The 14,163-nt window shown below is 50.2% G+C and carries 16 protein-coding genes and 1 pseudogene; 4 read left to right on the top strand and 13 right to left on the bottom strand.

Features of this window, described 5'->3' with window-relative positions; translation table 11 throughout:
* Window positions 1-460 precede the first annotated feature (460 nt).
* The gene (locus CEK71_RS20990; RefSeq protein ID WP_088621210.1) at window positions 461-895 is read left to right on the top strand and encodes a hypothetical protein; all 435 of its coding nucleotides are present in this window, start codon (window positions 461-463) and stop codon (window positions 893-895) included.
* 190 nt (window positions 896-1,085) lie between these two features.
* Here the strand turns inward: CEK71_RS20990 and CEK71_RS20985 are convergent, their stop codons facing one another.
* Entirely contained in the window at window positions 1,086-1,469 is a 384-nt protein-coding gene (locus tag CEK71_RS20985; protein ID WP_088621209.1) for a CCDC90 family protein, read from the bottom strand.
* Between the two features lie 50 nt (window positions 1,470-1,519).
* Here CEK71_RS20985 and CEK71_RS20980 point away from each other — a divergent pair, with 50 nt between their 5' ends.
* On the top strand, window positions 1,520-2,155 hold the full coding sequence (locus CEK71_RS20980; RefSeq protein WP_088621208.1) for a DUF2726 domain-containing protein: 636 nt from the start codon (window positions 1,520-1,522) through the stop codon (window positions 2,153-2,155).
* A gap of 115 nt (window positions 2,156-2,270) precedes the next feature.
* On the opposite strand, the gene CEK71_RS20975 is transcribed toward CEK71_RS20980, so the two are convergent.
* The 12 genes and pseudogenes from CEK71_RS20975 to CEK71_RS20925 form a co-directional block, all read right to left on the bottom strand.
* Complete coding sequence (locus CEK71_RS20975; RefSeq protein WP_088621207.1) at window positions 2,271-3,449, bottom strand: zonular occludens toxin family protein; 1,179 nt, start codon at window positions 3,447-3,449, stop codon at window positions 2,271-2,273.
* 836 nt (window positions 3,450-4,285) lie between these two features.
* Window positions 4,286-5,416: a glycosyltransferase gene (locus CEK71_RS20970; protein WP_088621206.1), complete on the bottom strand. Its 1,131-nt coding sequence runs from the start codon at window positions 5,414-5,416 to the stop codon at window positions 4,286-4,288.
* A gap of 1 nt (window position 5,417) precedes the next feature.
* The gene (locus CEK71_RS20965) at window positions 5,418-6,044 is read right to left on the bottom strand and encodes a hypothetical protein (protein ID WP_088621205.1); all 627 of its coding nucleotides are present in this window, start codon (window positions 6,042-6,044) and stop codon (window positions 5,418-5,420) included.
* 1 nt (window position 6,045) lies between these two features.
* Window positions 6,046-7,416 (bottom strand): hypothetical protein, encoded by a 1,371-nt coding sequence (locus CEK71_RS22930; protein ID WP_157679511.1) that lies wholly within the window; start codon window positions 7,414-7,416, stop codon window positions 6,046-6,048.
* A 126-nt stretch (window positions 7,417-7,542) separates the two neighbouring features.
* Complete coding sequence (locus CEK71_RS20955) at window positions 7,543-7,758, bottom strand: hypothetical protein (protein WP_088621203.1); 216 nt, start codon at window positions 7,756-7,758, stop codon at window positions 7,543-7,545.
* Window positions 7,759-7,781: 23 nt separating this feature from the next.
* On the bottom strand, window positions 7,782-8,075 hold the full coding sequence (locus CEK71_RS20950; RefSeq protein ID WP_088621202.1) for a hypothetical protein: 294 nt from the start codon (window positions 8,073-8,075) through the stop codon (window positions 7,782-7,784).
* Window positions 8,076-8,090: 15 nt separating this feature from the next.
* A complete protein-coding gene (locus CEK71_RS20945; protein ID WP_088621201.1) occupies window positions 8,091-8,402 on the bottom strand; it encodes a hypothetical protein in 312 nt (103 codons plus the stop codon).
* Window positions 8,375-8,668: a hypothetical protein gene (locus tag CEK71_RS20940; protein WP_088621200.1), complete on the bottom strand. Its 294-nt coding sequence runs from the start codon at window positions 8,666-8,668 to the stop codon at window positions 8,375-8,377. The genes CEK71_RS20945 and CEK71_RS20940 overlap by 28 nt, the downstream gene beginning before the upstream one ends.
* Before the next feature lie 158 nt (window positions 8,669-8,826).
* Window positions 8,827-8,922: pseudogene (locus tag CEK71_RS22925) on the bottom strand (IS3 family transposase); the annotation flags it as partial.
* 172 nt (window positions 8,923-9,094) lie between these two features.
* The gene (locus CEK71_RS20935) at window positions 9,095-9,574 is read right to left on the bottom strand and encodes a hypothetical protein (protein WP_088621199.1); all 480 of its coding nucleotides are present in this window, start codon (window positions 9,572-9,574) and stop codon (window positions 9,095-9,097) included.
* A gap of 155 nt (window positions 9,575-9,729) precedes the next feature.
* Entirely contained in the window at window positions 9,730-10,860 is a 1,131-nt protein-coding gene (locus CEK71_RS20930; RefSeq protein ID WP_088621198.1) for a hypothetical protein, read from the bottom strand.
* Window positions 10,857-11,768 carry a hypothetical protein gene (locus CEK71_RS20925; protein ID WP_088621197.1) on the bottom strand — a complete coding sequence of 304 codons (912 nt, stop codon included), beginning with the start codon at window positions 11,766-11,768 and terminating at the stop codon, window positions 10,857-10,859. The genes CEK71_RS20930 and CEK71_RS20925 overlap by 4 nt, the downstream gene beginning before the upstream one ends.
* Before the next feature lie 222 nt (window positions 11,769-11,990).
* Here CEK71_RS20925 and CEK71_RS20920 point away from each other — a divergent pair, with 222 nt between their 5' ends.
* Together CEK71_RS20920 and CEK71_RS20915 are read left to right on the top strand one after the other, a co-directional pair.
* The gene (locus tag CEK71_RS20920) at window positions 11,991-12,656 is read left to right on the top strand and encodes a response regulator transcription factor (RefSeq protein WP_088621196.1); all 666 of its coding nucleotides are present in this window, start codon (window positions 11,991-11,993) and stop codon (window positions 12,654-12,656) included.
* Between the two features lie 13 nt (window positions 12,657-12,669).
* Window positions 12,670-14,007: an ATP-binding protein gene (locus CEK71_RS20915; RefSeq protein WP_088621195.1), complete on the top strand. Its 1,338-nt coding sequence runs from the start codon at window positions 12,670-12,672 to the stop codon at window positions 14,005-14,007.
* Window positions 14,008-14,163 lie beyond the last annotated feature (156 nt).

The raw sequence follows: 14,163 nt of genomic DNA, 5'->3' as shown, positions 1-14,163 counted from the left end.
GCTTAACCCGTTGGTTATCCATGTTTACGTTATCGCGCACAGCAAGCGGAACCCGTTTTTCCCACCGTCACACCATCTCTAGAACAAACCCGCGAAGCCGCCGCCCATCAAGCGCCCAGCGTCTTGATATAGCGCAAGCGTAACTTTTTAAATAATAAAATCGTACCGGAGGTAGATTTTCACCCCGCCGTGAGAATCGGCCAACCCCGCTTGTCCCACAATGTCCGCCCGAACCCGACCCCGCCAAGCCGCCGATTCTTACCCTACAAAACCGCTTTTCCACAAGCGCGGAAGCGCGGCACGCAAGCCGTAAGGATACCGCCGCCACGGCAGCCAAAACGCCGCAAAAACACCCCGAAAAAAACCTGTCTAAGACTTCGCATAATGCATATTATGTTAAATTATAGGCAGGGGCAAAAACGGGGCGGACTACTACCCTTGGGGGTTTGAGAAATGAGCCATGAGACGAGGAACCCAAGTAAACCCCAACTGGACTTTTAAAGATTGGCGGCTTGAAGCCGGATACACCATCAAAGAATGCGCCGCGCTTTTTGACGTTAAGGAAAAAACGGTAAAGGACTGGGACACCGACAAACGAAAACCGCCACGCGCGGTTTTTTTGTGCCTACAGATTTTTAGCGGTCGGTTAGATTTTCTGGGCAAGCCTTGGCGCGGGTTCCGCATCATGCCGGATCACTTGCAAGCCGACAACGGGCAACATATCTGGCATTATGAGATATACGCCCTACCCTATATTTATCAGGTTGCGGAATTGAACCGTTCCAAGATTTGCATGACGATGAAACGGCGGGTCGAAAACGGCGAAAAAACCGCACCGTTGACGATTGGCGAAAATGATAATGTCGTGATATTCCGAAAAAGGAATGATAACTAGCGGATGTATTGACTAAGATTGATATGGGGGGAATGGCAAAAAGCGGCCATTCCCCCCATATCAAAGTCTAATGGATGCGCGGACTGTCAAGGGTTCGCTACGCCTATGCCAAGATTTTGGAAAAACGCAAAAATCTTGGCATAGCCCTTGACAGCACCTTACAACGCACGAAATTGGCAAAAAAAGGCGGCTATATATGCGATGTCAGGCGCAAGACCAACCCGACAATAAGAGTGACTTGCAACAGGCCAACCCCGGCAACCCAGCGGATAAGCTCGGACTTGGTTTCGGAAATTTCCTTGCGGACAGTTTCGATGTCACGCTTAAGCTCAGAGCGCACCAATTCTATTTTAAGTTCAAGTTCTTTCAGGTCACGCCCCATTTTAAGCTCAAGTTCTTTCAGATCGCGTTTGGTGGCGATGTCATCAAGCTCATAATCATGCCTTGCCTGTTCCAAAGTGTTGCTGGATGTGGACTTTTGCAGATCAGTCAAGACCTCGGCCTGCTCTTCGCTAAAACCAGCACCCTTAAGACGCTTCACAAAATCATAGGTGTCAAAGGTTATTGTAGACATTTTTAATGACCGGATAATTTAATTTAAGGCAGTTTATCAGCCAAAACGCTATGGGGCAACCGGACAGTACCACTCTCCCCCGCGAAAATGTGAAAAAATACCAATGTAGGTTTGTATTGACGAGAATCCCCATAAAAACCGACAATATGCGCCCCGCAGGCAAGCGCAGAGTTTTAAAAATGCAAAATCTACTACAAGTGATCATCCCATTCATGCTAATCATTGGCGTAATATCAGGCATCGTCGAGGGCATGAAAGACCAAAAGAAGGGTAAACGGACAGGCAAGAAGTTTTTGACCGGAGACCTGCCGTATTACGCGAAACAGCTTATGACGGAACCGGAGCAAATACTTTTCATCAGACTGACAGGGGCATTGCCAGAATATACCGTAATGGGGCAAGTACAACTGTCAAGAATACTGGGCGTTAAAGACGGATACAACGAATACGAGTGGCACAATAAAATCAACCGGATGAGCGCCGATTTTGTGATCTGCGACGATGACACAAACATCATTGCCGTAATAGAGCTTGATGACCGAAGCCACCAAAGGGAATCGAGAAGGAAAGCGGACGAAAAGAAAGACAAATCGCTGGAGGCGGCCGGAATAAAGGTGATAAGGTGGAACGTCCACCGGATGCCACAGGCGTGGAAAATAAGGAAAGATGTGCTGGACGAAGATTAAACCTGCTGCGCATTTCGTAACGGTAACGGCAATTTTAACGGCAAACAGGACAGCACCGCCAAAATGACCAACTGCCCTGCCCTATACTGTCCTTAGCGTTACGAAACCTTGGCCGCTAAAAATGTACGGGAGCGGAGGACATACGAACCGGGGCTGGTGTCGGGGGCTTGGAGGATTCTGTGGACGTGGTAACGCCACGGGTACGGTCAATAGGAAATTGAGTCACAACATACTGGTTATTATCGCGGATAAGCAAAAGACCGTATTCCTTACGCTGGACATCGTAACCGAAGGCCTTTAATTGCGGAATATTAAAACGCTCATAAACGCGGTTTGACTCGTCAACAAACTCAACCCAAGCCACCATTTTTGTATAGTCCTTATTTTCGATAAGGCCAACTAGCCTTGGCCGATATTTCTCCAAGGTATTTTGCAGGAACCGTTCAGGTGTGTGCAATTCAGGCGGAGGGGGCTGTTTTACGTCAATATCGTGCTTGGCCGGAGCGTCGTTTTTAGCAACGGAAGACCTAGAGGTGGTATCAAACGAAGGCGCAGGGGCGGAAATAGGGGCGACTGGCTTGGCAACCTTAACCATGCTGGACTTACCAGTAAAAAGACCGAAAAGCCAGTAAATCGCATAACCTACAATACAGAGAAAAAGCGGCAGGTAAAGGGTAAACGCCTTTGATTTAAAGATGTTTGAACGGTCGTCGTTATAAGTAGCCTTGTTGTCCACATCATCTTCGTGCGACTTGTAGAGGCCAAAATATTGCGGCTCATACTTGCCAGCACCGGAGCGGAGTTTAACAAATTTATTGCCACTTTGCTTGAAGGTCGCCCATGTATATTCGTTTGGCCTCCCCACAGCGTCACGCTTAACAAAGGTGATAAGCTGGTCTATCCGGCGTTTCCACAAAGCGTGGCAATCGCGGTGATCTTGACCCATAACAATTATGTCTATGCCCAAGTGGCCGTGTTCTGTGACGAATTCGGACATTTTTTTAGTGAGTGGCGCACGGTCGGAAGGGAAGAAGTTTTGTAATTCATCCACAACGAGCAAGCAGTCATTTTCGACGTGGTCGTAAATTTCAGGTATATGGGAGCCATCAAGCTGGATAAGCAAGCGCCTTACTTCATCCTCAGGAATGCCGAGCAGTTGGGCAAACTGAGGGTGGTTGAGGCCTTTGACGTTTGAAAACACCTTACGGCCAGACTTTAACGCCGGGATGATACGGCTTACAACAGCTTCATAGCTTTTACCCGACCTGGGCAAGCCCTCATGAAAAATTATCATTTTTTGTCCTCATCATTTGTACGATCAACTAAGTGAAAAAAATCCCCTAATTTTTTTTCTCGCTCATTCCACGTCTAATTTTTTCCGCTCACTAAAAAGCAAAAAGTGAATCCCCAAAGCGGCGGGGCGTGCCCCCCGTTCAATTCCCGCTCAATCGCACATTTTCTAAGTGATTGCCATTTTTTGGTTCGGGCAAAAGCTCACAGGCCGTTTTTTATTTTTGCAACTCGCTCCACTCCATAAACAGCATTCCACTCCACTCGAACAGGCAAAACTAAAAAATGTCCTGTGGCTTTTGCAACCTCACCAAAAAAATGACAATCACTAAGAAAATGTAAGCTCACTCACGAAGAATTGCCCGGGGGGCACGCCCCGCCGCTTCGTGGCTTCGCTTTTTAGAAACCGTTCACTACAAAAATTAGACGTTCCACTCGCTCGAAAAAAAATTAGGGGATTTTTTTCAATTAAGCAACCAAACGAAGATAACCGGGCATTGAAAGATAATTTTTCATGCCGGCTAATTTCGTAACGGTAAGAAAAGAAATTGGGAAGGACCGACCGGAGCCGACATGATGCCCCGCGTTTTTACCCCAATATGAACAGGCATAACACGCAACCACGCTAACGGAGGTTCAAATTTATGGCCGTAGGCCAGACATCCAAGCCGCGTGACGTGCCGAAATGCAGAACCAGCTTGGGCGAGCAAAGCACCAGAAATTGCCCGGTATCAGTGCCGCCAAGCATCCTCAAAGCCTTGAACGGGAGAGCATACCGCAACGACTTCGCAAACGAATAAGCCGCCGTAAAGCAGTCAGGGGCGCGAGACCGTCCGCCTATCAGTGCAAGACGGACTTGGCCGGAATACGCGAGAGCGCATAGCGATGGTTGGCGGCGACACGGTCACGCCATTCTTGGGGCAAATGCCCACCGTTCAGAATCTGTGCGCAACATTCCGCCGCTTCGGTATAACGTCCGGTGTTGTTGGCCGCAACGGCCAGCTCATCAAGCACGGCAAAACGGTAAACGGCGGTTTCAACAAATAAGGCACTAGGCGGCGGCATTGCTATGGCCTTGGCGTGTTGGCCGAGCAGATAGGCCAATTGGTGCAAGCCACCATTACGGTATACGCGCATTGCACCCAGATAGGCCTCAGCACGGTCTGGATTAGCATTGACAGCGGCCATGTAGGCATGTGCCACGTCATTGGCGGGATAGTGGAGACGTTCTTTTAGCCTTGCTATGTTCAACAAGGAGATATAAACCTCATCCTGCCAGTAGCCCATAAGCGAACGCGTGACATAGTGGGGCAAGGCCAAGGCCAATTCCCCCGCGTCGCGGTAGGAGTTAGCGAGATAAAATTCATAGCGTGACCGCAGGAACGGATCTATTTCTGTGCGCAGGGCTTCAAGCAAGACTTGGGCATCATCTTGGTACTTTTGCGGATTTTTTGACCGCGCACCGTCCAAGCCATAAAGGTTGTAAAAGCCAACGGCTTGGACACGTTGGTGCCTTTCGTCACATTCCAAATATTCGTGCAAGACGCTTTTGAAGTAGAAGGGCAGACGGTTACTGAACAGTTGCGGCCGATTGTAGTAAGTGCCGCCATGACGGGTTTGTATTTGATAGGCCCCGTGCGTTAAGTTAGCTTTGAATTCATCAGGGTTGAAACCGTCATCAAAGATAAGCTGTTCATCGGCATCAATCATCAGACAGTAATCAATTTCGGTGTGCTTACGGAGCTGTTGGAGGGCAAAGCTTCGATTATAGGCAAAGTTACGAAACGGCTCATCAACGACTTGACCAGGCAAGCCGTTAGCATTGCAATAATCGATAATGGCGGCTTGTGTGCCGTCCGTTGACCCCGTATCGACGATTAAAACGTAGTCGATAAGGGCGAGGACACTGGCAATACAGCGCGTTATGACGTGCGCTTCGTTTTTTACTATCAAGCAGAGGGCTATTTTCATGTTAAAGCGCCTTAAGAACTAACATAAGAGATTTCAGCGATACAAAGACAACAAGGCCGCAGGTAAGCACTTGCAAAGCTTCCTGCACACCTGATTGCTGTGCGCAGTAGAGAACCGAAGGGGAAATGGAAGACCAAATGGAAGAGAATACCGACATAGAGCCGGAGCCGGAACCGGAACCACCCGCTATACAATAGGAACAGCTATCATAAACCCATTGCAAAAGCCAAGAGAAAGCACCAAAGAGTTTTTTTAGCAAAAGTATGGGGAAATCAACAAGCGCGTAGTAAAGGGATTTAAAGACGTTAACGAAATAGACCCAACAGGTATCGGCAAACCACCTTATAAACGTATAATTAAACTGAAAAAAGCTTTTCATAAAAGGCCAAAGGCTTTCAGCATAAGCTATGAACGCATCCCAATAGGATTTAAGGGTATCCGGTATGGAAGAAAAAAAAGACCCTATTGATTCAAATGCCGACGTGTAAAAGTCGATGACCATTTGAAAAACGTTAGCTAACGACTGAATAACGGCATCAAAAAACGATTTGAGGCCTTTGCCCAAGTCGGTAAAAAACACCATTACAGCTACATAGGCATTGACGATGGTATCAATTATGCCTTGCATATCAGGAGAACCCACGCAAAACGATGCCAAGAGCCATAAAAACCGATGAGCCAATAACAATAGCCCTGACCATCGGCCATAAGGAATTCATAATATCGGAACAAAGCGGGGCAACAGTAACGGATTGCATACCCATGACAGCCGGAAGTTCCCAAACAGGACAACCGTCAGAAGACGGCACAGTCACGTTAAACGTGTCAGGCAGGAAGGTGAAAAGGGCGTTGTTGGATATAGTACTGGCATTTTCTTCAAGAACCGTTTCAAGCGTTTCTTCAGTGGGTTCATACCATTTGCCTATTTCTTCATCTACCGATGTCGTCCAAGGCTCAAAGGTGCCAAGACCACTACCGCCAGAACCGCCACCCGCCGTCTTTGGTTCCGCTGTTGCACCCGTATAAGTTCCCATGCTGGGACCCATACCGCCACGGTAGGGTACAGGGTCGAAAGCACCCACGCCGGAGGTGGAGCCGCTGGGGTTGCCGGGGGTGGTGTCGCAGGTTGAGCCAGAACACCCAGTGCCGGAGGTGTCCCCTGTACTACCTGTACTACCTGTACCGCCCGTGCCGTAGGTGTCGCCCGTGTTGCCTGTGCCGTAGGTGTCACCTGTGTTGCCTGTGCCGTAGGTGTCACCTGTGTTGTTACCTGTACCGTAAGTATCACCTGTATTGCCTGTATTACCTGTACCGCCCGTATTGCCTGTACCATCACCAGAAACACAACCAGAGCCAATGCAACCCGTATCCCCTGTGCCTGTACCCGTGCTTCCAGTACCTGTGCCTGTGCCACCAGTGACCCCAGTACCCGTACTGCCTGTGCCGCCCGTATCACCCGTGTTACTGGTATCGCCCGTATCACCCGTGTTTGAAGTATCACCCGTACTGCCAGTGCCACAGGTGGAACCTGTACAACCGCCAGTATCACTACAAACTGGCAAGGATGAATTAGAAGTATCATAGGGAAAACCCTCATACCAACAAGCGGACGCGCCTTGAGGCATACATGCAGTAGACGTTTGATAACCCGTTGAACCGGAATTGCCGGATAGATTGAAAGTGCCGCAATCGGGCATTGACTTACAAACATGAGTTTCGGGATTATAGCGTTCTGTTGGTATAGCACAGAGCTTATCGTAAAAAAAATCTTTAGAAGGCAATCCATTGTAATAGTTGAGCGTAACAAAACCCGTAGGGGCAGTAGATGACGATTCGGTACACCATGACGACTGCGGACTACCCGTAAAAGCATTCCAACTATCTCTAGCAGCTATACAATCCGCCCAAGATTGCTCTTTATTGGCGGCATAAATATCTTGCGAGTAAAAAAGCGCGTAAACAATCGCAGAAGACAATAAAAAATAAGACTTGTTAGCCATGGCTAAACCCCGCTATGACCGCAAAGGCAGTGACTAGGCCAAGGATAAAAAAAAGCACGTCAAATATCATTTTTTATTACCGTGTCTTGATGGAAGAAAGAGGGGCTGAACACCCCTCCCCTTTGGTTAACGGAACCAGCTAATAAGCTTGTTATAGCCCCAGCGTGCCACACCGGGCAGGACTTTTAAGGCGGCGACCGCCGTAATGGCGGCTACGACGGTAGTGGCATCGACAGCACCCGTGATGCCAGAGAAGTCAAGAGCCGCGTTTGAGGCGAGAGGAGCCGCCAATAGGCCAGCGGCGACGGCGACAAGGGTAGATTTTTTGGAACGTTTAAGCATAGTAAATCCTATGGGTTTGTGGTCTAGTCTTTTTCAAGATGGTTAAACCAGTTAATGACAACCGCGTAAGCCCACGCGGTAAGGTATGCCAAGAGGGGCAAGACAAAGCCCATCTCGAACATTTGTTGCAGGTCATCGGCCAGCGGCATGGCGAAAATATCAACGAGCGTCGGCAGGTTTGTGTATTCATCGGCAGACAAGAGAACAAAGCCCGTGCAATCCTCTATGGATTTCGGGGAAACAGCCAAAAACTGTTGGGCAATATAACTGGAACCATACAAATCAACAGGGTCCTGAAATTCTGCACACGCCGCCATGGGATTACCTTAAAGTTAGGGTTTTGGTTGCTGTGGAGAGGCCGGAAGAGGTTCGGCCATGACAACAACGTCTTTGAAAACGCCCTTGCCTGTGGCGACCTGTTCTATTTGCAGTTTCATCGGGACAACGCCGTTAAACGTCACCTTAGATAATTTTTCAACCAAGTGCGGTTCAGCCCTAAATTCAATACCCGCCGCACCGCGTTGGTTTTCCTTTTGTTCAAGTTTGGAAACGGCGTAAATGGTGACAAAATCGTAATTGTTACCATCGACTACACCCTTTTTATGAGTCCAGCCGATTACGTTGTGTACGGATTCGAATGCCATGTAATATCCTCAATAGTCGTGATTTTGACCGCATCAGTATGGATGTAGTCGGTTTGGTTAAAATTTTCGTGCGTGTCGAAAATGAGATTTTTCGGCAGTTGGTCTTTGCCTTCGGTCAGCCGTTTTATGGCTTCATCAGCCCCCAGCGTTTCGACGAAAACAAAAATATATTTGCCAAATTGTGTGCGTGTTATTTCAAGGGAACGTTCAAAGGTACTTTTTACGGTGTTTCTAAATGATTGAATCCTTTCTTGTTTTTCGTGCATATTAGAGAGCGCAGGGTATGCGCCTGCGAGGTATTGGCCTGGACGCGTGAGAACGTCAAAGGGGATTATCCGCCCATCGTTTTTCAGTTCGAGTTCAACGCGAACCCAATCGGGGAATTGCTCATGGTTGATGTGTCAACACTTTTCCGGACACATGGTTAAGCAGCCATTTGCTGCAATTCGTAGTCTACAGGCGACAAATAGCCATTGGCTGAATGCCGCCGCTCTCTGTTGTAAAAGACCTCAATATATTCACCTTGCTTGGAACGAAAGCACCGTAACCCGCCCAGACAAAAGACATCGGCAAGGGGGTTGCTGAACTTCCATAAAAGGAAGAAAAAACATTGTTTCTGAACAGAATTTCCTTAACTTAATGGCAGTGGGATGTTGCCGGGGCAGGGCTAACATCCGTCCGTTGCCTGGGGCTTAGAAATGGATAAAGATCAGAGAGGCTTTGCAGGTAAGGTCAAAATATTTGCTGCTGTTGACAACGCCGATGTAAGGGCCGCCGATAAAGGGCGTGGCAATGGTGGTGATGGCCAATTGGCTGGTGAATTTGGCTTCGCTGACGACCTCGCCTAGGGAGTTTACGCCTAAGTTAATGGTCGGGATGATGAAGGAAGCTTTTTTAATTTCGACATCCGGCATGAATTTGATCGTGGTTGAGGTGACGGTGCCGAGGGTGGTGGCTTTGCTTTCGATACCCTTGCCATCAGCGGTGTATTTTTTGTTGCCGAAGGCGAAGTTGAGTTGGCTACTGCCGATACCGTAGGATTTGTCATAAAAACTTACGGAAATATTGTCGCCTTTGCATTCATAATAATTGGGCGTATCCGCTTGGGCTTGTGCGCCGCTTAATGCCAATAATAGGGTTGCCATAGTGGCTGACAGGTTTTTTACAGACATGGTAGGTTCCTCAAAATGATGGGTTAGGGAGTATCCGCCGTTAGCCGACAGCTCGGCTAACGGCAGATGCGCTTAAGATACGCTAAGGATGGTGAATGCAATGTTAACTACGAGAAATGGTGGATAAGCCGTTTACTGCTAAGTGTTTGGCCGATTTATTTTAGCTTCGCGCCGTGTTGGATAACGGGGTTGGTTGCTGCTATGTTGTCGCGGTATTTATCGGCGGCGTGTTGGATTGGTGCGCCGACTTCCGGGTTTTTGAAGGCGTTTTCAGGGGTGGCGGCGAATTGCTTTAAAGAATCTTCGTCATTTATTTGGGGTACCCAAGCCGCAAGGTTTTGGCTGCTTTCGATAGGGGCATCTTTAGCATAATCGATAAGTATTTGGGTGGCGTTAGGCGAGTTTATGCTGGCTAAACCGCGGCCACTGGCATCAAAAGCGGCGCTGCCTATGGGCTCTTGCTCCAGGCCTTTGGCTAATGCGGCGGCGGCGGCGGGGTTGCGTATTTGTGGGATGGCGCTGAAAGCCCCTTCTTGTTTGGCGCGGCGGGTCGCTTCGCTGTCTTGGCTGGTGTTGGTTGTGGAAACGGTCTGTAATAATTGCGCTACCCCTTTGGGTGCGCCGATGCTGGCGATGGCTTTTGCCAAGGCCGCTAAAAATTCCACGTCGTTGCGCATGGGATTATCCCATGCCGCTTCTAAGGTCGGTGACAGCTCTTCATGAAATTGCCCGCCCCAACGGTTATCGCCAATGCGGGCGATGCTTTGCAGCACTAAAACCGATAACGACGGGTCGAGTTCCAAATCGGCAAAATCCAGTAATTGATTTAGGGCTTCCGGGGTGGCGGTGTCAGTCAGTAAATCGAGCAGGATCGCTTTGTTTGCCAACGGTTCGTTCGGGTGCAAAACATGAGTGCTGATGCGTAAGTATACGTCGGGGTCGGGCTGTTGGCGTAGGCTTTCAGCCAGTTGCGCGGCCAAGATCGGGGCTTGTTGGCGTTCTTGTCGGGACAGGGCTGTTTCCAGTTGTTGCCAGTCGTTTAACGCTGTGGGGTTATTGGCGGGCGGCAAACTGATGTGCAGTTCGGTGCTGGGCGCTTGATCTACGGCGCTTTGCCTTAGGTGGCTTGCGTGTTTGTGTCGGGGTGGGTGGCCGCTTTGGGTCTTGTCGGCTGTCGCGCGGTTGGCTCCGAATTGACTGATGGCTTGGTAGGCTTGCCTGCTGCCTAAGCTGACCATCAGGGTGAGGATTAAGCAGGCAATAAGAGGCAAAGGGCGGACTGTCACTTCGCCAGCCACCAGGATTGGGTCAGTTGTGCCAGTCCAGAGCTGAGCAGGGCATCTTGTTCGGGTGCCGCCGTTAGGCTGAGGGTGGTGGCGCGGCGGGTGCGCGGGTGCATTAGGGTTGGCCGGCTGGCGTTGCTGTCCTGTTGCGCTTGCAAGGCCAGTAAGCCGATGACATGCTTGCGTTGTTCGCTGCCTGTTTGTAAAAACGCTTCGGCGGCAAGAATGCCCTGTGCTTGCCCGACTAAGGCTAAGCGGACATTCGGGTGGCGGTCGGTTATGCCCAGCACCGCCGAGCGTACTTCATGACCTAGGCGGGTATAAGCCACGCGCTTGTCAGGCTTGGCGACCACCAAGGTGGCCGGACCGTCAGATTGGCTGGCGGTGGCGGCCAACAGATCGTAATAGCCGAAAGCGATGCGGTAGCAGTAGACGTGGTTGTCGGGGTCGGAAGAATCGTCACCTAAGACGACGCCGCCGTAGATAATCGGGCAAAGGTTATTAAAACGCTGTTTGGCAAATTCATTCCAAACGGTATGCCGCTCGTTTTCGCCATGCAACAATAAGAGGGCTTTGGCGGGTTTGGCCGAGGCGGCGGATTTGATGAAGCGTACCCCGATATGATGGTTATCGGTGGCTTTTAGGGTGCATAACGGCCCTTGGGTAGCGGCGCAATCGCCCGTCCAAGCTTGGAGGCGGTAGCCTTTATCAGGTATGGCGAACAGGCTGGTTAGGGTGTCGCTAGGGGCTTCGATAAGGCAACCGGAGGCGCAGTCTACGCTGGTAGGCAGGGCGGCGATATGCCCGCCGACCCCATCCTCGACGTATAGGCTTAAGGTGGCGGCGGTGGCGGGTAAGCTGAAAGCCCAAAGCCATAGCCATACCAGCTGTTGCAGAAGGGATTTTTTCATCTGTTTGCTCATAGAGAAGTAGTGGGATAAAAATCGGGTGACGTTTAAACGTTGTGGGTTTTTCTCCATAATACCGGACAATAGCCGCTTGTGCGAGGCGCTTTTTTTGTTAACAAACCGTTCACAATTAAGCTGTTAGAATCGGCTATTTTGGGGTTATGCTGGGCTTTTGCCGATTCTTGGTGCGGCAGGGCTTTCTGAGTAGATGAGGAATGGGCGATTATGCGTATTTTGATTATTGAAGATGAAACCGACATCCGCAGCCAAATCCGGCGGCAGCTTGAAAAAGAGGGCTATCGCATTGATGAAACGGGCGATGGCTTGGAAGGGCTGTATTTTGCCCAAGAATATCCGGTGGATGCCGCGATTATTGATTTGGGTCTGCCGCGCTTGTCGGGATTGGACATTATCAAACGCTTGCGCGGGCAAGGCAGTACCTTACCCGTGTTGGTGTTGACGGCGCGGGGGCGTTGGCAAGAACGGGTCGAGGGTTTGGAGGCGGGGGCGGATGATTATCTGGCGAAGCCGTTTCAAATGGAAGAGCTGTCCGCCCGTTTGAAGGCGCTACTGCGTCGGGTGGTGGGTGCGCCGCAATCGCTGTTGGATTGCGGCTATTTGGTATTGAACTTGGCAACCCAACGGGTAACGATGGATGGGCAGTTGATTGAATTGACGGGTTTTGAGTATCGGATGCTGGAATATTTGGCGCAACAACAGGGTAAAATCGTTTCTAAAGACGACTTGGTCGATTATCTTTATCCCCACGACACTGACCCCGAAAGTAATGTGCTGACGGTATTGGTCGGGCGTTTGCGGCGTAAACTCGACCCCGACGGCCTGCGTAATCCGATTGAAACCCTGCGCGGGCGCGGTTATCGCTTAGTGTAGGCCCGTGTTCGGCATGATGAATTCCCTGTATTTCCGGCTTAATCTGACCGCCATTGTGGTGTTGGTGATATTTTTAGGTGTCACAGGAGCGGTGTTAGACCGTGCTTTTAGTGAAACGGCCCGTTTGGCGTTGCGTGGGCAGATGCTGGGGCAGCTCTATCAATTGCTGGCCGCCGCTGTGGTGGATGAGGCAGGCCAGCTGATTATGCCTTTACCGACCCATTTGCCTTATAGCCAATTGGCTTTGCCGGATTCGGGCTTGGCGGCGTTTGTCAGTAACCAAAGCGGCGATAAGGTGTTGTGGCGGTCGCCGTCTATTTTGGCAAGGCCGTTGCCTAGCGTGTTGCCGTTACAGATCGGTGAGCAGCGGTGGCAGGATATAGAGCAGGACGGCAAAACGTATTGTCTGTTAGGGTTTGGCTTTCAGCGCACCCTGAAAACCGGCTTGGCGGTGTTCAATTTTTATTTGCGGGACGAACTTGCGCCTGTGCAGGAACAAATCATCCAGTATCGGCAACGCTTATGGGGTGGTTTGGCGTTGACGGCACTATTATTGTTGGCTTCGCAAATCTGGCTGTTGCACTGGGGCTTAAAGCCATTGCGGCGGGTCAGGTCGGAACTGAATGCGATTGAAGCGGGCGAATGCCAACAGCTTAACGGCACCTATCCTAGGGAGGTTGGTCAATTGACCGACCGTATCAATAGCCTGTTAGCCGCTGAGCGGGCGCGTCAGACCCGCTACCGCAACGCTTTGGCAGATTTGGCGCATAGCTTGAAAACGCCGTTGGCGGTATTGTTGGGGGCGATAGACCAACCGGAGACTTTGCCGGAATCGGTCACGGAACAAAGCACCCGGATGATGCGGATTGTCGAACGGCAATTGCAACGTGCAGGTACGGCCAACCATTCCGCCACCGCTCCCGCCATTGCCGTGCCGCCAGTTGCCGATAGACTGACGGCTTCATTATGTAAGGTGTACCGCGATAAACAGATTAGTGTCCATAACCGGATGGATGCGTCGGTACGTTTTCGCTGCGACGAGGCCGATTTGATCGAAATGCTCGGCAATCTGCTCGATAATGCCTTTAAATGGTGCCATTCGCGGGTCGAAATTCAGGGTTACAAAGACCATCAGCACCTATTGATCGGTATTCATGATGATGGGCCGGGTATTCATCCCCAACTGATTGCCCATATCCTCCAACGCGGGGGGAGGGCGGATGAGTCTATCCCAGGCCACGGCTTAGGCTTAAGTGTGGTGGCGGAAATCGTCACAGCTTACCAAGGTACGTTGCGGGTTGAGGCGAGCGGTTTGGGCGGGGCGGCGGTGATTATGGAATTTTTGCTTTAACACTGACGGGTTGTTGCGCCAGAAATCCATCCTCAAAAGACGATAGGGCATTAACGCCCTATTTATTCGCATTATAAGCTTCCAAATATTCTGGGGAGATTTTAATGTGAATTTTTTCACAAAAATAAAAAAACCTACCGTTTCTACAGTCTTTTC

It is taken from the genome of Methylovulum psychrotolerans (genome assembly GCF_002209385.1).
GTDB classification, from domain to species: domain Bacteria; phylum Pseudomonadota; class Gammaproteobacteria; order Methylococcales; family Methylomonadaceae; genus Methylovulum; species Methylovulum psychrotolerans.
The sequence above is the reverse complement of the archived record's forward strand: the minus strand, read 5'-3'. Positions and strand labels throughout refer to the sequence as shown.

Coding starts and splice junctions, on each gene's coding strand:
- CEK71_RS20940 (WP_088621200.1), bottom strand. CDS start 8,668: ATGCACGAAAAACAAGAAAGGATTCAATCATTTAGAAACACCGTAAAA.
- CEK71_RS20920 (WP_088621196.1), top strand. CDS start 11,991: ATGCGTATTTTGATTATTGAAGATGAAACCGACATCCGCAGCCAAATC.
- CEK71_RS20925 (WP_088621197.1), bottom strand. CDS start 11,768: ATGAAAAAATCCCTTCTGCAACAGCTGGTATGGCTATGGCTTTGGGCT.
- CEK71_RS20935 (WP_088621199.1), bottom strand. CDS start 9,574: ATGTCTGTAAAAAACCTGTCAGCCACTATGGCAACCCTATTATTGGCA.
- CEK71_RS20990 (WP_088621210.1), top strand. CDS start 461: ATGAGACGAGGAACCCAAGTAAACCCCAACTGGACTTTTAAAGATTGG.
- CEK71_RS20980 (WP_088621208.1), top strand. CDS start 1,520: ATGGGGCAACCGGACAGTACCACTCTCCCCCGCGAAAATGTGAAAAAA.
- CEK71_RS22930 (WP_157679511.1), bottom strand. CDS start 7,416: ATGGCTAACAAGTCTTATTTTTTATTGTCTTCTGCGATTGTTTACGCG.
- CEK71_RS20965 (WP_088621205.1), bottom strand. CDS start 6,044: ATGCAAGGCATAATTGATACCATCGTCAATGCCTATGTAGCTGTAATG.
- CEK71_RS20975 (WP_088621207.1), bottom strand. CDS start 3,449: ATGATAATTTTTCATGAGGGCTTGCCCAGGTCGGGTAAAAGCTATGAA.
- CEK71_RS20915 (WP_088621195.1), top strand. CDS start 12,670: ATGATGAATTCCCTGTATTTCCGGCTTAATCTGACCGCCATTGTGGTG.
- CEK71_RS20950 (WP_088621202.1), bottom strand. CDS start 8,075: ATGGCGGCGTGTGCAGAATTTCAGGACCCTGTTGATTTGTATGGTTCC.
- CEK71_RS20945 (WP_088621201.1), bottom strand. CDS start 8,402: ATGGCATTCGAATCCGTACACAACGTAATCGGCTGGACTCATAAAAAG.
- CEK71_RS20985 (WP_088621209.1), bottom strand. CDS start 1,469: ATGTCTACAATAACCTTTGACACCTATGATTTTGTGAAGCGTCTTAAG.
- CEK71_RS20970 (WP_088621206.1), bottom strand. CDS start 5,416: ATGAAAATAGCCCTCTGCTTGATAGTAAAAAACGAAGCGCACGTCATA.
- CEK71_RS20955 (WP_088621203.1), bottom strand. CDS start 7,758: ATGCTTAAACGTTCCAAAAAATCTACCCTTGTCGCCGTCGCCGCTGGC.